The following is a 15664-nucleotide window of genomic DNA, read 5'->3' on the forward strand; positions in this document are numbered from 1 at the left end:
CGTAGGGGATCCCGGTCGCCCGGATCACCTCACCGTCGGCCCAGCCGCGGACAGGCCCGCAGGCAGGTGTGAACGTCAGTGTGGAGATCATCGATCCAATTCTCGTCGATCAGGAACGGGGCAGGTGGCCGGACCCGGGGAGCAGGAGGCCCCCGGACTGGGCCGCGGACGGCGTGGCGGCGGGATCGTGCCCCACCAGCGCCCCGGGCGCTCAGCGGCCCGCTCCGGGACAGCGCGGGGAGCAGCAGGAGGCGCGGGTTCGTGGTGGTGATCGGGGGCACGCCGTTCTGCACCGCGCACGAGTGCGCCTGGTCCGCGGAGCCTCAGCATCCGGTGCTGACCCTCGGATGGCCGGTGTGGGGTCCGGCCGGCATGGGCGGCAGCCGCCGGGTCTCGGTGTCGACGACCTCGGTGGCGACCTCGGCCATGCTGCGCCGGCTGTCCTGGGCCGCCGCGCGGAGCAGGTGCAGGGCCTCGTCGCGGGAGATCCCGTAGCGGGCCATCAGCACCCCGACGGCGGTGCCGACCTCGCGCGCGGTGCCCACGAGCCGCTCGGCGCGCCGGTGGTGGTGATCGGCGGAGAGCGCCGCCACGGCGTGGGAGGCCAGCACGCTCCCGGTCCACAGCGCCGGCGCGCCGAAGGCCTCGACGGCATCCGAGTACAGGGTCAGCCCCACGACGGTGCCCGGCTCCTCGGGCAGGGGCATGCGATAGGCCAACAGGCTCGCCACGTCCAGGCGCTGCGCGGCCTGGGCGGCGAACACGGGCCAGCGTCGGTCCCGGGCCAGGTCCTCGATCAGGTGGACGGCACCCTCCAGCCCCGGGTCCGCGACGGGGCCCTGCCCGGTGGAGCGCTGGAGGGCGTCGGCCTCGGCGGCCATGGGGCCGGTGGCCACCAGGGTGCGGAACTGCCCCCGTCCGGCCACGCTGACGCTGGCCCACCGGGCGCCTCGCACATGGTGAACGGCTGCCTGGGCGATGGCGGCGACCGCGGCCCCGCCCGAGACCGTGCCCCGCCGCCGGCCCAGAGAGGTCAGGACCCGATCGATCTCGGCCAGCTGTGCCGCGGAATTGACCCGCGCGGATCTGCTCATGCCGGCTGACCCCTGCCTGCGGTCCGGCGCGTGCTCGACCCGGGGCGCCTGTCCGCGGTGGGCGCGGTGATCCGTCTCATGCCGCCCACGGTTCCGGGGTTTCCCGACGGCGGCCGGTCCGGGCCGGCGCGAACTGGTGCCCGGGCAGGCCGTTGGGGACGAGCAGTTCGATCGGGCTGGACCCGTCCAGGGTCCCGTCGTGGTCGATCGCCCAGCGCAACAGGTCCACCGCGATCGGCTCCACGTGCCCGGCGGCGGTGAGGTCCACGCTGACGGCCACCGGGGGGATCAGCGTCCGGGCCCGGCGGATCAGCGGATACAGGACGTGCATGTTGACCTCGGTGAGGCAACCGGTGACGGCCAAGCGCACGTAGGTGCCGTCCACATCGATCTGGACGAGCACGGATAGCTTGTGGTCCATGAGAGCATCCTTCGCCGCATGCATTCTGTCTCATGGCCGTCTACTTGACCTCTGCCCAGAGTACCCCTGGTCGCTCCTGATCGGCCAGGGATTTGCATGATTTGCGCGCTCGGTGCCGGTCCCGGGGGCCGCCGGAGCGCTGTCGGCCCAGGCACGGTGCTCCCGCTGCGACCGGGGCAGGGAGCCGATGGTGGGTTCCTTGCCGCTGACCGCCGGACGGATCTGGAGCACGGTAGCGGGCGGTTGCTAGGTTGACCCCATGCGAGAGCGCCGTTCCGGTGGGGATGATCCGTGGCCGGCCGGGCCGATGGTGGCACGGCCCTGGCTGATGGAGCAGACCTGGGCCGAGGCGGTGATCCTGCACTGGCGCCTTCCGGTGGCCGATGCCGCCGGGTTCATGCCGCCGGGAACGGAGCCCGATGTGTTCGGCGGCTCCACCTGGGTGGGGCTGATCGGTTTCCGGATGTGCGGGGTGCGTCTGGGCCGGGTCCTGCCGGTACCGCATCTGGGCTCCTTCGTCGAGGTCAACGTGCGCCTGTACTCCCGTGGGGCGGACGGGTCGGCGGGGGTGGTGTTCCTGTCCCTGGACGCTCCCCGGTTGCCCGTGGTGCTGGCCGCCCGTGCGCTGGGCATCCCTTATGTGTGGTCGCGGTGCCGCTCCACCGGCGCGGACGGACCGGAGCCGGTCCGGGGGTACGAGGTCGCACGCCACCATCGGCAGGCGGGTTCCTCCTTCGCCGTCCGCCCCGACCTTGCGGCCCAGGCCGACGACGAGCTGTCGCTGGAGCTCACGGCCCGGTTCGGGGCGCACACCCGGTTCGCCGGCCGGAGCGTCTTCCTGCCCGTCTCGCACCGGCCGTGGCCGCTGCACCCGGCGGAGCTGGTGCACCTCGACGACGGTCTGATGGGCGCGGCCGGTCTGGAGGTGGCGGGCCCGCCGGAGTCGGTGTTGTTCTCCCCGGGGGTGGACACCGTCTTCGGCAGGCCCCGGATCGTGCCGGTCCCCTGAACAGCGCCGCTCCGGTCCGCTGAAGTGCGGTGGGGGAGCCGGGTCCTCACCGCACCGGGAGCACTCGGGATCCGCAGCGACGGGCTGTCCTGTGGCGCAGCCCGGCGACCCGGATCCCGCTGGAGTTCCAGAGCCGCGGGGCGGGTCAGACGGAGCGGGTCTCCCCGGCGCGGTCCCGGAAGGCGTCGTCGAGGTTGCCGGCCAGGGCGAGCTCGACCCGGTGGGCGAAGTCGCGGACCTCCTCGGCGTCGGAGTCGATGAGCCCGGTGTCCATGGTCCGCAGGATCAGCTGGCTCTGGCGGGAGATCTCGGTGCGCTGGGTGTCGTCGCGGGCGTCGGCCGCGCAGGCCCGCAGCATCCGCAGCAGGGCGGTGAGGACGAGGGGCTCACCGGCCCCGAAGCGACGGATCGGGGCGCACACCAGGTCCAGGTAGTAGCGGTGGTCCCGGTCGGGGGTGACCAGCCGGGGCACGCCGTGGTCGTCGAGGTGCTGCTGGGGCCCGAGCTCGCGGTGCTGCAGCCGGGCGAGCAGGTCGGCGCAGTAGCCGATCGCGTGCGCGGCGGTGATCGGGTCGTTGACGGACGGGGAGATCGCCTTCACCGCGATGTCCGTGAGCTGGCGCAGGCCCAGGGCCGCGTCGTGCTCGAGGGTGCGCTCGAAACCGACCTCCACCGCCTGGGCCACGGCCCCGGCCAGCGTCCCGGCGTCGGCGGCGGGGGCGCCGTCGGCCGTCCAGACGCTGCCGATGGGGGCGCCCTGGGTGACGTGGTCCCCGGGGCGGACCCCGAGCAGGAAGAACAGCCCGTGCTCGGCGCAGGCCTCGACGAGGGGATCCGGGCGGACGGCCTGGATGAACCCGCTGCGCCTGGCGCAGCAGGGTCCCGCCGCCGGGCCCGGGCAGCCCGGGAGCGGGTTCCTTGGAGTGGTCGTCGTAGCCGAGGTAGGCATCGGCCACGCTGGCGGCCGCCTCCTCGTGGACGGCGACCATCATGGAGTCCACGCGCAGCGACCGGACGATGTGGCCCAGGAACATCACCAGCGCGGCCGCCGAGACCAGGCCCATGACCAGCGTCAGGGCCGGCACCAGCACTGGCAGCGGCGCCTCCGACCCCATCCCGCGCAGCCCGGTCAGCGCGATCACGAACGTGGAGACGAGGATCGCCAGCACCGCCTGGATCTTGGTGTCCCGGGCGAACTCCCGCAGCAGCCGCGGGGAGAACTGCTGGGAGGCCAGCTGCAGGGCCAGTACCGTCAAGGAGAAGGTCAGGGTCGTGGCGGTCATGATCGAGGTGGCCACCACCTGCAGCGTGGTGCTCGCCGCGTCGGGCCCGCCCGGCCACACGGCCGCGGCCTACGCCGTGCCCGGTTCCGGCCGGACGGTCACGAGCAGCGCCGTGACCACCGCCGAGGCCGCAGCGGCCACGACCGGCCAGAACCACAGCCTCGCTCTCAACGTCTCGGAGCTGCCGCGTGCGCTGGTGCTCATCCCACTCATCTCCTCCTGGTCGGTCCATGGACGTCTCGGTCGTTCCGTGCACAGCGTCCGGAGACCGGGGGACGACACCTGACTCAGCATGCTTACTGTCTCACGGAAGGGCGCGTCAGCGGGCTCGCGCGACCACGGCGCGAGAGGCCCCGCCGAAGGCCGGTGGGCGTGCCCCGATCCGGCCGGCCCTCACCGGGCGCCCGGTGACGGGCATGCTGCTGACCGGCATCGCCGCCGCCCCTCTGGCTCCGGGTGCCCCGCAGGCCCCGCCGGCCGGACAGTCGCCGGTCTCAGGTCCCGCTGTCCGTGCAGCCCCCGCCCCACCGGACGGCGACGGGGACGACGGCGACGACGACCAGGACGACTGAGCACCAATGCCCGCCGCACATGCCCGCCGCGCCGCGCCTCCGTGGCGCTCCACCTCCGTGGCCGGGCCGGCCGGACACCGCGCCGAGCGGCCGGGAAACGGCGTCCCACCAGGCTCGACGGGACGGCGCGGAGGGCCTCGGTCAGGGGCGTCCGGTGATTTTGGTTCTGCCGAAACGTGCTGGTAGAGTCTTCGTCGTTGCCCCGATAGCTCAGTGGTAGAGCGCCATCTTGGTAAGATGGAGGTCCCGGGATCGATTCCCGGTCGGGGCTCTCGTGATGAGATCCCGTGGCCCGGCCGTCAAGGCCGTCAGCCGCGGTGTCCCATCCCTCTGGCGGTGTAGCTCAGCTGGTTAGAGCGCACGACTCATAATCGTGAGGTCGACGGATCGAGCCCGTCCACCGCTACGGCGAAAAGCCCGTGACCCTTCCGGTCACGGGCTTTCGTCGTCCCCGGGGCGACCCGGTCCGGCCCCGCCGGACCGGCGTGTCAGGCGGGGCGCCCGGCGTTCCTGCGGCCCCGGTGCAGCCCGACCTCGTAGGCCGTGAAGGCGACCAGGGTCATGGCGAGCAGCGGCAGCACGAACCAGGCCATGGCCGCGGTGAATCCTTCCAGCGCGTCGTGCGCGGTCGCGGCGAGGACCACGTAGCCGGTGTAGGCGAGATAGAGGCCCACGAAGAGCGCCCCCTCCCACCGGGCCACCGCGAACCCGGTGAACGCCACGGGCAGCAGGGCGACCGCTGCGGCCAGCATCACCGGGATGTCGAAGGCCACCGCAGCACCGGATACCGGGATGCCCCCGGGGGAGATCACCGCAGGAAGTCCGAGCACCACCCCGATGTTGAAGATGTTGCTGCCCACCACGTTGCCCACCGCCAGGTCACGCTCACCGCGGCGCACCGCGATGACGGAGGTCGCCAGCTCGGGCAACGAGGTGCCGACGGCCACCACGGTCAGCCCGACCACCAGACTGCTCACGCCCAGGCCGGTGGCGATGCTCACCGCACCTTCGACGAGCAGCGTGGCGCCCGCGACGAGCAGGGCGATCCCCAGCACCACGAGCAGCAGCGACCTGCCGATCGACGCGGGGGGCGTCTCCTCGCCCCCTCCCGCGACGTCCGCAGCAGACGAGCCCCCGCCCGTGCGGGCGGCACGAGCCGGGACCCTGGCCTCGCGCCGGCTGATGACCACCGTCAGCACCGTGTGCACCACCACGGCGCCGAGGAGGAGCACCCCGTCCACCGCGCTGATCCGCCCGTCGAGGGACACGAGCAGCAACCCGATCGACAGGACCACCATCAAGGGCAGATCGAACCGCACCAACCGCTGCTTCACGGCGAGGGGCAGGACGAGTGCGGAGAGCCCGAGGATGAGCAGGACGTTGACGATGTTGCTGCCGACCACGTTGCCCACGGCCAGGCCCGGTTCGTCGCGCAGCACCGCGCCGACGGTGACCGCCAGCTCCGGCGCGGACGTGGCCGCCGACACGACGGTGAGCCCGACCACCAGGGACGAGATCCCGACCCGCCGGGCGAGCGCGGACGCGCCCCGCACCAGGAGCTCACCGCCCGTCACCAGGAGCACCAGCCCGACGGCGATCCGGCCCACGTCCATGAGATCCATGGGTCAGGAGTGTACGTGCACCGGTTGCGGCGCCGCGCAGGACCGGAGCGCCACCGTAGACTGGGCGCGTCCCGCCGCCTGCGCGCGGCCCGTCCAGCGAGGAGCTGCCATGCCCGTGAACCCCGATCTCGTCGGACGGACCTACCCGCCGGCCGAGCCCTACAGCGTCGGCCGGGAGGCGATCCGCGACTTCGCCCGCGCCGTCCGGGCCGGCCACCCCGCCCACCACGACGTCGAGGCGGCCCGGTCCCTCGGCCATCCCGATCTCGTGGCGCCTCCCACCTTCGCGATCGTGGTGGCCCAGCGCGCCGACGCCGCGCTGATCGCCGACCCCGAGGCCGGCATCGACTTCTCGCGCGTGGTCCATGCCGATCAGCGCTTCACCCACCACCGCCCGATCGTCGCCGGCGACGAGCTGGTGGCCGAGCTGCACGTGGACCAGGTCCGGGCCATGGGCACCGGCGCGATGGTGACGTCCCGTGCCGAGATCCGCGCCGCGGACGGCGAGCACGTCGCCACCACCGTGTCGTCCCTGCTGGTGCGAGGAGAAGACCAGTGATCGTGCGCATCGCCTTCGACAGCCTCGAGAAGGGCCAGGAGATCGGGCAGCGCCGCATCGAGCTCTCCCGTGCGGACCTGGTCCGGTATGCCGGGGCCTCCGGGGACCTCAACCCCATCCACTGGAACGAGGAGTTCGCCCGCTCCGTGGACCTGCCCGACGTCATCGCCCACGGGATGCTCACGATGGGCGCCGCCGTGCAGCTCGTGACCGACTGGGCCGGGGACCCGGGCGCCGTGGTCGACTACCAGACCCGCTTCACCAAGCCGGTGGTCGTCCCCAACCGGTTCGGGACCACGGTCGAGGCCTCCACGGCCCTCACGGTCTCCGGGAAGATCGGCGCCCTCGACGACGACGCCCGGACCGCGCGCGTGGACCTCACCGTGACGGCGCCCGACCTCTCGGTGGCGGGTGCCGACCCGGCGACCGCCGCCCCCCTGAAGGTGCTCGTCAAGGCCCAGGCCGTGGTGCGGCTGGCGTGAGTGACTGCCGGGGTGCCGCCGGCCGCCGGATAAACTGGTCGCCATGACGTCCCCTCGCATCGCAGACCTCACGACCGCCGCCGTGGGCGGACCCGCCGGGCACTACGTGCGGGCGGAGTCCGAGCAGGCGGTCGTCGACGCCGTCGCGGCGGCCGACGCGGCCGGGCGGGACGTGCTCGTGGTCGGGGGCGGCTCCAACCTCATCGCGGCCGACACCGGGTTCGCGGGCACCGTGGTGCACGTGCTCTCGCGCGGCGTCGAGGTCCTCGCCGGGGACCCCGGCAGCGCCCTGCTGGAGGTCCAGGCCGGGCACTCGTGGGACGAGCTCGTGGCGCAGGCCGTGGCCGAGGAGCTGGTCGGCATCGAGGCCCTGTCCGGCATCCCCGGCACCACGGGCGCCACCCCGGTGCAGAACGTGGGGGCCTACGGCCAGGAGGTGGCCCAGACCGTCGAGCTGGTGCGGGTCTGGGACCGCCACGAACGGCGCGTGCGCGAGTTCGCCCCGGCCGAGCTGGCGTTCTCCTACCGGGACTCCGCCCTCAAGCGCAGCACGGTCGCCGGCTCCCCGCGCCACGTGGTGCTCGCCGTGCGGTTCCGGCTCGGGCACGGCACCGAGAGCGCCCCGGTGCGCTACGGAGAGCTCGCCCGCCGGCTCGGCGTCCAGGTGGGGGAGCGCGCCCCGCTGGAGCGGGTGCGGGAGACCGTCCTGGCCCTGCGCGCGGGCAAGGGCATGGTCCTCGACCCGGCGGACCGCGACACCTTCAGCACCGGATCGTTCTTCACGAATCCCATCCTCCCGGCGGAGGCCCTGGGCGAGCGGCTGCCCGACGACGCCCCCCGCTTCCCCGTGGTGGACGCCGCGGGCCGCCCGCTCGAGGACCGGGTGAAGCTCTCGGCCGCGTGGCTCATCGACCACGCGGGCTTCGGGAAGGGCTTCGGGCTGCCCGGGACCCGCAACGAGCTCCTGGACCTCGACGGCGCCGCGGTCGCCGGGGGCCGGGCCTCGCTGTCGACCAAGCACACCCTCGCCCTGACCAACCGCGGCGGCGCCTCCGCCCAGGACCTCATGGCGCTCGCCCGGACGGTGCGCGACGGCGTCGCGTCCGTCTACGGGGTGGACCTCGTCGCCGAGCCCGTCATCGTGGGCACGGCGGTCTGAGGCGGCGGCCGTGAGCAGCCTCGAGGAGGAGATCGCCCAGGGGGAGAGCTCGGAGGGCCGCATACGCCGCAGACTCCGGCGCTTCCGGAGCTGGACCGCTCACCACCCGTTGCTGCGCATCGTCTACAAGACGGTCGTCACGATCGCCGGGGTGACCCTCGTGCTGCTGGGGCTCGCGATGCTCGTGCTCCCGGGGCCGGGGTGGCTGGCGATCTTCCTGGGACTCGGCGTCCTGGGCACCGAGTTCCACTGGGCGCGCCGCCTGAACCAACGGGCCAAGCGCCTCGTCCTGCGCGGATGGCGCTGGTGGTTGGCCCGTACCGCGGACGCTCGCCACCGCCGGGCCCTCTCGGGGCCGGGCAACCTCGTGCCGGGGCCGCGGCACCTGCGGGCCCCGGGTGCCTGAGCTGGGCGGCCTCGTGCCGAGGATCCCCGGCAGCTGAGGTCCCGAGGGCATGGGTCCGTGACCGGGCCGGCTGCCCAGCCCGGCACCTCCGATCAGCGGGGGCGGCCCAGCTGCGCGGCCACCAGCTCCAGGGCCCGTTCGGCCGAGAGCCCGAGGTCGGCGATCTCAGCGGTGTAGCGGCGGGCGGCCTGCACCGCCAGCTCCTCGGTCCGGTCCGCGGCGCGCACGAAGCTGCCCTGACGGCCCCGGGTCTCGATGACGCCGGCGGCCTCGAGCTCCCGGTAGGCCTTGGCCACGGTGCCGGCCGCCAGGCCGAGCGCCTCGGCGAGCCGGCGCACCGGCGGGAGCCGGGTGCCCGCGGGCAGGGTGCCGTCCGTGCGGCCCTGCTGCACCCGGTGCCTGAGCTGCTCGGAGGGCGGTCGGTCGTCACCCGCGTCGAGTGTCAGCCCCGGCGGGATCGAGGTCTCCGCCACCGGCTACAGGGTGCCGGTGGCGATGCGCAGCATGCGGCGCAGCGGCTCCGCCGCCCCCCACAGCAGCTGGTCGCCGATGGTGAAGGCGCTGATGTAGCCCGGGCCCATGGCGAGCTTGCGGATCCGGCCCACGGGGATGCCCAGGGTGCCCGAGGTCGCCACGGGGGTGAGGTCCCGCATGGAGTCCTCCTTGGTGTTGGGCACCACGGTGGCCCACTCGTTGTCGGCGTCGACGATCCGCTCGATCTCCTCCACGGGCAGGTCCTCCCGCAGCTTGATCGTCAGGGCCTGGGAGTGCGAGCGCATCGTGGCGATCCGCACGCACAGCCCGTCCATGGGCACCCAGTCCTGGGCGTAGCGGTCCGTGCGGCCCAGGATCTTGTTGGTCTCGGCCGCGGACTTCCACTCCTCGCGGGACTGCCCGTTGCCGAGGTCGGCGTCGATCCAGGGGATGAGGGAGCCGGACAGGGGAGCGCCGAACATCGAGGTGTCCAGCGCGCCGCCGCGCTGGGCGTCGAGCACCTTGCGGTCGATGTCCAGGATCGCGGAGGCGGGATCGGCCAGCTCGTCCGCGACGGTGCCGTGGAGGTCGCCGAACTGCGCCAGCACCTCGCGCATGTGCCGGGCGCCTCCGCCCGAGGCGGCCTGGTAGGTCATCGACGTGGCCCACTCCACGAGGTCGTTGCGGAACAGCCCGCCGAGCCCCACGAGCAGGCAGGAGACCGTGCAGTTGCCGCCCACGAAGTCCTTCACGCCGCTCGCGAGACCGCGGTCGATGACATCGCGGTTGACGGGGTCGAGGACGATGATCGCGTCGTCGTTCATCCGCAGGGTCGAGGCGGCGTCGATCCACAGCCCGTCCCAGCCGGCGGCGCGCAGCTTCCCGTGCACGTCCTTGGTGTAGTCCCCGCCCTGGGCGGTGACGACGATCGGCAGCTTCGCCAGGGTCTCGAGGTCGTAGGCGTCCTGCAGCGTGCCGGGGTCCCCGGCGAACGACGGGGCGGGGCGGCCGGCGCTGGAGGTGGAGAAGAACACCGGGGTGATCCCCCCGAAGTCCCCCTCCTCCTGCATGCGCTGCATGAGCACGGAACCCACCATGCCCCGCCAGCCGACGAACCCTACCTGATCACCCGAGCGAAAAGTCATGGCCCCCAGTCTACTGGGCGCGGTGCAGAGCCCAGCGCCGCCGCTTCTCCTTCACCTTCTGCGCCGGCGGCAGCTCGACGCCCGGGGCGATGACGTCCTGGTACTGCGGGAAGCGGTGGAGGTAGTCCTGGACGTAGGGGCACGTGGGACGCACCGCGACGCCCTGCGCCCGGAAGCCGTCCAGCAGCAGGGTGACGAGGGTGCGCGCATAGCCCTGCCGGCCGAACTGCTCGCCGATGATGGTGTGCTGGAGCTCCACCGTGCCGTCCTCGTGGTCCTGGAAGCCCTCGAAGCCGATGAACTGCTCCCCCCGCCACAGCTCGTAGCGGTCCAGGTCCGTGTTCTTCACGACGTGCAGCCGCTCGTCGTCCCGGATGGCGGGATCGGGGTGCAAAGCGCTCACGGTGCTCCTCCTGGTCGTGGTGCAGCTCACGCTACCGGAGCCGTGGGGCTACCGGAACCGCCCGCGGGCCCGTGCCGGCCGCGCGTGCGCCGGTCGATGCGGTAGCCCAGGCCGGTGCGGGACACCGACGGGCCCACGACCGGCTCGGTCGCCCACGCGTCGCCGAGCACCGGGGCGTGCGTGTCCCCGTCGGCGTCGAGGTCGATCACGGTGACGAGCGCCTCCGTCACGGGGTGCTCGGCGTCCTCGAGGGCCTGCCGGTAGACCTCGCCGCCGCCGATCACCCAGATGCGCTCGGCGCCCGGGCTCGTCCGGGCCAGGCGCACGGCGTCGGCGTACGAGGGCGCGGTCAGCACCGTGCCGGGGCCGGCGCCCCGGTCCACCCGCCCGGGGGAGGACGTGATGACGATGTTGGTCCGTCCGGGCAGGGGCCGGAAGCGCTCCGGGAAGGACTCCCAGGTGCGCCGGCCCATGATCACCGGGTGGCCCGTCGTCGTGCGCCGGAAGAAGGCCATGTCCTCCGGCAGCGACCAGGGCATCGTGCCGGCGCGCCCGATGACGCCGCCGGCGGTCTGCGCCCAGATCGCCCCGACCGTCCCGGCGGGACCGGACGGGCGTTCCGGGCCCGGCGCGGCGCTCATACGGCCACCGGGGCCTTGATCGCCGGGTGGTGGCGGTAGCCGAGGACCTCGAAGTCCTCCAGCTCGTAGTCGAAGACGGTGGCGGGCCGCCGGGTGAGCCGCAGCCGCGGATAGGGGTAGGGCTGCCGGGAGAGCTGCTCGCGGACCTGCGCCACATGGTTGTCGTAGACGTGGCAGTCCCCGCCGGTCCACACGAACTCCCCGGGCTCCAGGTCGGTCTGCTGGGCGATCATGACGGTGAGCAGGGCGTAGGAGGCGATGTTGAACGGCACTCCCAGGAACATGTCCGCGGAGCGCTGGTAGAGCTGGCAGGACAGCCGGCCCGGTCCGTCCTGCCGGGGCTCGACGTAGAACTGGAACAGCGCGTGGCACGGCGGCAGGGCCATCTCGTCCACCTCGGCGGGGTTCCACGCGGTCACCACGTGGCGGCGGGAGTCGGGGTTCGTGCGGATCTGTTCCACGACCTTGGCGATCTGGTCGATCGAACCGCCGTCGGGGGTCGGCCAGGACCGCCACTGCACGCCGTAGACCGGTCCGAGCTCCCCGTCCTGGCCCGCCCACTCGTCCCAGATGGACACGCCGCGCTCCTGCAGCCACCGCACGTTCGAGTCCCCGCGCAGGAACCACAGCAGCTCGAGGGCCAGCGACTTGAAGTGCACCCGCTTGGTGGTCAGCAGCGGGAAGGACTCCGCCAGGTCGAAACGGATCTGGCGCCCGAAGACGCTGCGCGTCCCGGTGCCCGTGCGGTCGGGCTTGTGCACGCCCTGCTCGAGGACCTCCCGCAGGAGGTCCTCGTAGGGCGTCGGCACCGGGGCGGGCACGGGATCGGGGGAGGTCATGCGGGGCTCCTCGGAAAGGATCGTGGCTGGGAGGTTCGTGGTCGGGAGGTTCGTGGCGGGTGGCCGGCGCAGGCCCGCCCGTGGCGGGGCGGCGCGCCGGGGGTCGTCCGGCGCCGGGGCGGACGTCAGTCGTCGAAGGGCTTCACGAGCTCCACGGAGACCACCCGCCCGCGGTGCCGGCGGGAGACCTGGAGCACGATCATCTCGCCGGGGGACAGGTACGGGTCCTTGGCCGGGAGCAGCGCGGCGAGCTCGGGGCCCGCGTGCCGGGCGATGACCTTGAGCACGGTGGGCAGCACCGGGCGGTGGGTGCACAGCGCCACGGGCGTGTCCTTGTCGAACAGGGTCTGGGCCACGGCGGCCGCCTTCTTGGGGTGGCGCTTGTGCGAGGCCTCCGTGAGCTGCGGGCGCTCCCGCACGGGGACGCCGGCCTTCCGCGCGTACGGCACCACGGTGGACAGGCAGCGCAGCCAGGGGGAGGTGAGCACCCGCTCGGGGGACCACGCCCGCAGCAGGCGGGTCACGGCGAGGGCTTGGCGCTTGCCCGTCGCGGCCAGCGGCCGGTCACCCTCGGCCCGGGACCAGGAGGAGCGCGGCTTCGCCTTGGCGTGGCGCACGACGATCGCCGGGCGGGTGGCGAGGTTCCCGCGCTCGTGCAGGTCCTCGAGGGCCGCCAGCGGCTCCCGGTCGGAGGGATTGGTCAGCAGCCGGTGCGCCTCGCCGGGCTCGACCCAGCGGACGGCGTCCACCTCCCGGCCGTCGGGCTCGGGCCGTGCGCCGGGACCGAACTCCGCGGCCCAGTAGTGCACGTCCTTGCAGCCGTCCTTGACCTCGTAGCGGATCGTGGGCAGGGGCACCCCCAGTCGCGGGAGCAGGCCAATCTCCTCGCCGACCTCGCGGTGGGCGGTCTCGGGCAGCGTCTCCCCGTCGTCCTGCTTGCCCTTGGGGAAGGACCAGTCGTCGTAGCGGGGCCGGTGGATGAGCAGCACCTCGAGGCCGCCGCCGGTCCGGCGCCAGCACAGGCACCCGGCGGCGAGCACGTCGGCCGGCCGCCTGCCCGCGGCGCTTCCCGTCCCGGTCCTCGTGCCCGCCCGGCCGGTGCTCTCGTTCGTGCTCTGCTCGGCGGTCTTCTCTGCGGTCCTGGGCATGGCCCCTCTTTCGTCCCCTGTCCGTGGTGCACGGGCGTGCCGGGACCCGCGGTCCGGACCGTCGGGTGGCACCCCCACGATGCTACCGCCGACCGGATCCCGGCCGGGCCCCGGCTAGATCGTGGGCCGGCCGAGGGCCCGGCTGCGCAGCAGGTGGTCCTGGATGTCCACGAGCGGGTGTCCCTCGGCGTCGCGGTGGTGGCGGGTCCACGCGCCCTCGGCGTCCAGGTGCCAGCTGGCCGTGGCGTCCGAGACGTAGCGGGCCAGCAGCCGCACGAGCGCCTCGGCCTGCTGCGGGTCGGTGATCCGCACCAGGGTCTCCACCCGGCGGTCCAGGTTGCGGTGCATCATGTCCGCCGAGCCGATGTAGACCAGCGGCTCGCCGGCGTTGCAGAACGCGAAGACCCGGGAGTGCTCCAGGAAGCGGCCCAGCACCGAGCGGACCCGGATGTTCTCGCTCAGCCCCGGCACCCCGGGGCGCAGGGCGCAGATCCCGCGGACCACCACGTCGACGGGCACCCCGGCCTGCGAGGCCCGGTAGAGGGCGTCGATCACGGCCTCGTCCACGATCGAGTTGCACTTGACCTGGATCCGCGCCGGGCGGCCGGCCCTGTGGTGGCGGATCTCGGCCTCGACGAGGCCGATGAGCCCGGAGCGCACGGAGCGGGGCGCCACGAGCAGGCGCTGGAAGGTGGTCTTGGGCGCGTAGCCGGAGAGCTGGTTGAACAGCCGGGAGACGTCCTCCCCGACCTCCGGGTCGCACGTGAGCAGTCCCAGGTCCTCGTAGAACCGCGCGGTGGAGGGGTGGTAGTTGCCGGTGCCGATGTGCACGTAGCGGCGCAGCCCGTGCTCCTCCTGACGGACCACGAGGGAGAGCTTGCAGTGGGTCTTCAGCCCCACGATGCCGTAGACCACGTGCACCCCGGCCTGCTCGAGCTTGCGGGCCCAGGAGATGTTGGCCTGCTCGTCGAAGCGCGCCTTGATCTCCACGAGCGCCAGCACCTGCTTGCCGGCCTCGGCGGCGTCGATGAGCGCGTCCACGATGGGGGAGTCGCCCGAGGTCCGGTACAGGGTCTGCTTGATCGCCTGGACCCTCGGATCCGCGGCGGCCTGCTCCAGGAAGGCCTGGACGCTCGTGGCGAACGAGTCGTAGGGGTGGTGCAGCAGCACGTCCCGGGCCCGGCTCGCGGCGAAGACGTCCGCGGCCTTGGCGGTCTCCGCGGCGTTGAGGTAGCGGGAGGTGTGGGCCACGTGGCGGGCGTAGTGCAGCTCCGGGCGGTCGATGCCGGCGATGACCCCCAGCCCGCGCAGGTCCAGCGGGGCGGGCAGCCGGTAGATCTCGGACTCGTCGATGCCCAGCTCGGAGACGAGCAGCTCGAGCACCTCCGTGCTGATGCTGTCCGTGACCTCCAGGCGCACCGCGGGACCGAAGCGGCGGCGCAGCAGCTCCTTCTCGAGGGCCTGCAGCAGGTTCTCGGCGTCGTCCTCCTCGACCTCCAGGTCCTCGTTGCGGGTCACGCGGAACACCTGGTGCTCCTCGACCTCCATCCCGGGGAAGAGATCGTCGAGGTGGCGGGCGATGACGTCCTCGAGCGGGATGAACCGAGCCTGGCCGTTCGGCAGGCTGGACGCCCGGGACCCGTCCACCGACAGCAGCCGGGGCAGCTGGTCCGGGACCTTCACGCGGGCGAACAGCCGCTTGCCCGACTGCGGGTTGCGGACCATCACGGCCAGGTTGAGGCTCAGCCCGGAGATGTAGGGGAAGGGGTGGGCCGGGTCCACGGCCAGCGGCGTGAGGATGGGGAACACCTGCCGGTGGAAGTCCCGGGTGAGCCGGTCCCGGGTGGGGGCGTCGAGGTCCTCCCACCCGACCAGGTGGATGTTCTGCCGGGTCAGCTCGGGGCGCACCAGGTCGTGGAAGGCCCGGGCGTGCCGCTCCTGGAGCTCGTGGGCGCGCGCGGCGATGGTGGCCATCTGCTCCGCGGGGGAGTGCCCGGAGGCGGCCGGCCGCGCGATGCCCGTGGCGATGCGCCGCTTGAGCCCCGCGACCCGGACCATGAAGAACTCGTCCAGGTTGGAGGCCACGATGGACAGGAAGTGCACGCGCTCCAGGAGGAAGAGGTCCGGGTCCTCCGCGAGCTCCAGGACCCGGGAGTTGAACGCGACCCAGCTGGCCTCGCGGTCCAGGAAGCGCTCGGGCCCGTGCCGGCCCTCCAGCACCTGCCGGGCCGCGGGCACGGGGTCGTCGATCCGGTCCCGGTCCCCGTGGCGGCGGGCGCCGTCGGGTCCGGAGAGCTCCTCGGGGTGGGCGAGGGGCGAGGTCTCCGGCCCTTCGGCCGGGACGTCGGGGGCGCCCGGGGCCTGCGGGGTGTCCTGCTGGTGCGTGGTCATCACGGTCCTGTCTCGT

General features: G+C 73.4%; 16 protein-coding genes, 2 tRNA genes and 1 pseudogene. 7 read left to right on the forward strand and 12 right to left on the reverse strand.

All coding sequences use genetic code 11. From position 1 onward, the window contains the following. Positions 1-323: 323 nt before the first annotated feature. Together ABD220_RS01780 and ABD220_RS01785 are read right to left on the reverse strand one after the other, a co-directional pair. A complete protein-coding gene (locus ABD220_RS01780; protein WP_344119294.1) occupies positions 324-1094 on the reverse strand; it encodes an ANTAR domain-containing protein in 771 nt (256 codons plus the stop codon). Positions 1095-1170: 76 nt separating this feature from the next. Beyond that, positions 1171-1515 carry a hypothetical protein gene (locus tag ABD220_RS01785; protein WP_344119295.1) on the reverse strand — a complete coding sequence of 115 codons (345 nt, stop codon included), beginning with the start codon at positions 1513-1515 and terminating at the stop codon, positions 1171-1173. A 328-nt stretch (positions 1516-1843) separates the two neighbouring features. Here ABD220_RS01785 and ABD220_RS01790 point away from each other — a divergent pair, with 328 nt between their 5' ends. Then, on the forward strand, positions 1844-2524 hold the full coding sequence (locus ABD220_RS01790) for a YqjF family protein (protein WP_344119297.1): 681 nt from the start codon (positions 1844-1846) through the stop codon (positions 2522-2524). A gap of 145 nt (positions 2525-2669) precedes the next feature. Here ABD220_RS01790 and ABD220_RS01795 read toward each other — a convergent pair whose 3' ends face one another. Further along, a complete protein-coding gene (locus ABD220_RS01795) occupies positions 2670-3473 on the reverse strand; it encodes a DUF2254 family protein (protein WP_344119298.1) in 804 nt (267 codons plus the stop codon). Between the two features lie 43 nt (positions 3474-3516). After that, positions 3517-3807 (reverse strand): annotated as a pseudogene (locus ABD220_RS18005) (DUF2254 family protein); the annotation flags it as partial. A gap of 771 nt (positions 3808-4578) precedes the next feature. On the opposite strand from ABD220_RS18005, the gene ABD220_RS01805 reads away from it, so the two are divergent. Together ABD220_RS01805 and ABD220_RS01810 are read left to right on the forward strand one after the other, a co-directional pair. Continuing rightward, positions 4579-4650, forward strand: a tRNA-Thr gene (locus tag ABD220_RS01805). Between the two features lie 61 nt (positions 4651-4711). Continuing rightward, positions 4712-4785, forward strand: a tRNA-Met gene (locus tag ABD220_RS01810). Between the two features lie 82 nt (positions 4786-4867). On the opposite strand, the gene ABD220_RS01815 is transcribed toward ABD220_RS01810, so the two are convergent. Continuing rightward, on the reverse strand, positions 4868-6001 hold the full coding sequence (locus ABD220_RS01815; protein WP_344119302.1) for a calcium/sodium antiporter: 1134 nt from the start codon (positions 5999-6001) through the stop codon (positions 4868-4870). 109 nt (positions 6002-6110) lie between these two features. Between ABD220_RS01815 and ABD220_RS01820 the strand changes: the two genes are divergently transcribed. The 4 genes from ABD220_RS01820 to ABD220_RS01835 are packed head-to-tail and all read left to right on the forward strand — an operon-like array spanning position 6111 to position 8607. Further along, positions 6111-6560: an FAS1-like dehydratase domain-containing protein gene (locus ABD220_RS01820; RefSeq protein WP_344119304.1), complete on the forward strand. Its 450-nt coding sequence runs from the start codon at positions 6111-6113 to the stop codon at positions 6558-6560. A 2-nt stretch (positions 6561-6562) separates the two neighbouring features. Beyond that, complete coding sequence (locus tag ABD220_RS01825) at positions 6563-7042, forward strand: MaoC family dehydratase (RefSeq protein ID WP_344119444.1); 480 nt, start codon at positions 6563-6565, stop codon at positions 7040-7042. 43 nt (positions 7043-7085) lie between these two features. Next, positions 7086-8201: a UDP-N-acetylmuramate dehydrogenase gene (locus ABD220_RS01830; protein ID WP_344119306.1), complete on the forward strand. Its 1116-nt coding sequence runs from the start codon at positions 7086-7088 to the stop codon at positions 8199-8201. A 10-nt stretch (positions 8202-8211) separates the two neighbouring features. Beyond that, positions 8212-8607, forward strand: coding sequence for a PGPGW domain-containing protein (locus ABD220_RS01835; RefSeq protein ID WP_344119308.1), 396 nt, complete (start codon positions 8212-8214; stop codon positions 8605-8607). Between the two features lie 92 nt (positions 8608-8699). On the opposite strand, the gene ABD220_RS01840 is transcribed toward ABD220_RS01835, so the two are convergent. From ABD220_RS01840 to ABD220_RS01870, 7 genes are all read right to left on the reverse strand, one after another. Further along, positions 8700-9080: a GntR family transcriptional regulator gene (locus ABD220_RS01840; RefSeq protein ID WP_344119310.1), complete on the reverse strand. Its 381-nt coding sequence runs from the start codon at positions 9078-9080 to the stop codon at positions 8700-8702. A 3-nt stretch (positions 9081-9083) separates the two neighbouring features. Continuing rightward, on the reverse strand, positions 9084-10226 hold the full coding sequence (asd, locus tag ABD220_RS01845; RefSeq protein WP_344119311.1) for an aspartate-semialdehyde dehydrogenase: 1143 nt from the start codon (positions 10224-10226) through the stop codon (positions 9084-9086). Between the two features lie 10 nt (positions 10227-10236). After that, positions 10237-10629, reverse strand: a complete 393-nt coding sequence (locus tag ABD220_RS01850) for a GNAT family N-acetyltransferase (RefSeq protein ID WP_344119312.1) — start codon at positions 10627-10629, stop codon at positions 10237-10239. A gap of 26 nt (positions 10630-10655) precedes the next feature. Next, the gene (locus ABD220_RS01855) at positions 10656-11270 is read right to left on the reverse strand and encodes a dihydrofolate reductase (protein WP_344119314.1); all 615 of its coding nucleotides are present in this window, start codon (positions 11268-11270) and stop codon (positions 10656-10658) included. Further along, a complete protein-coding gene (locus ABD220_RS01860) occupies positions 11267-12109 on the reverse strand; it encodes a thymidylate synthase (protein ID WP_344119316.1) in 843 nt (280 codons plus the stop codon). Before ABD220_RS01860 ends, ABD220_RS01855 begins: the two co-directional genes overlap by 4 nt. Positions 12110-12234: 125 nt before the next feature. Beyond that, positions 12235-13257: an NUDIX hydrolase gene (locus tag ABD220_RS01865; protein WP_344119318.1), complete on the reverse strand. Its 1023-nt coding sequence runs from the start codon at positions 13255-13257 to the stop codon at positions 12235-12237. Between the two features lie 114 nt (positions 13258-13371). Continuing rightward, positions 13372-15648: an RNA degradosome polyphosphate kinase gene (locus ABD220_RS01870; protein WP_344119320.1), complete on the reverse strand. Its 2277-nt coding sequence runs from the start codon at positions 15646-15648 to the stop codon at positions 13372-13374. Between the last annotated feature and the right edge of the window lie 16 nt (positions 15649-15664).

The sequence above is a fragment of the Kocuria aegyptia genome (assembly GCF_039530085.1).
GTDB lineage: Bacteria > Actinomycetota > Actinomycetes > Actinomycetales > Micrococcaceae > Kocuria > Kocuria aegyptia.

Excerpts from the sequence above, each read along its gene's own strand:
- ABD220_RS01780 (WP_344119294.1), bottom strand. The coding sequence starts at position 1,094 with ATGAGCAGATCCGCGCGGGTCAATTCCGCGGCACAGCTGGCCGAGATC.
- ABD220_RS01785 (WP_344119295.1), bottom strand. The coding sequence starts at position 1,515 with ATGGACCACAAGCTATCCGTGCTCGTCCAGATCGATGTGGACGGCACC.
- ABD220_RS01790 (WP_344119297.1), top strand. The coding sequence starts at position 1,844 with ATGGAGCAGACCTGGGCCGAGGCGGTGATCCTGCACTGGCGCCTTCCG.
- ABD220_RS01795 (WP_344119298.1), bottom strand. The coding sequence starts at position 3,473 with ATGCCTACCTCGGCTACGACGACCACTCCAAGGAACCCGCTCCCGGGC.
- ABD220_RS01815 (WP_344119302.1), bottom strand. The coding sequence starts at position 6,001 with ATGGATCTCATGGACGTGGGCCGGATCGCCGTCGGGCTGGTGCTCCTG.
- ABD220_RS01820 (WP_344119304.1), top strand. The coding sequence starts at position 6,111 with ATGCCCGTGAACCCCGATCTCGTCGGACGGACCTACCCGCCGGCCGAG.
- ABD220_RS01830 (WP_344119306.1), top strand. The coding sequence starts at position 7,086 with ATGACGTCCCCTCGCATCGCAGACCTCACGACCGCCGCCGTGGGCGGA.
- asd (WP_344119311.1), bottom strand. The coding sequence starts at position 10,226 with ATGACTTTTCGCTCGGGTGATCAGGTAGGGTTCGTCGGCTGGCGGGGC.
- ABD220_RS01855 (WP_344119314.1), bottom strand. The coding sequence starts at position 11,270 with ATGAGCGCCGCGCCGGGCCCGGAACGCCCGTCCGGTCCCGCCGGGACG.
- ABD220_RS01860 (WP_344119316.1), bottom strand. The coding sequence starts at position 12,109 with ATGACCTCCCCCGATCCCGTGCCCGCCCCGGTGCCGACGCCCTACGAG.
- ABD220_RS01865 (WP_344119318.1), bottom strand. The coding sequence starts at position 13,257 with ATGCCCAGGACCGCAGAGAAGACCGCCGAGCAGAGCACGAACGAGAGC.
- ABD220_RS01870 (WP_344119320.1), bottom strand. The coding sequence starts at position 15,648 with ATGACCACGCACCAGCAGGACACCCCGCAGGCCCCGGGCGCCCCCGAC.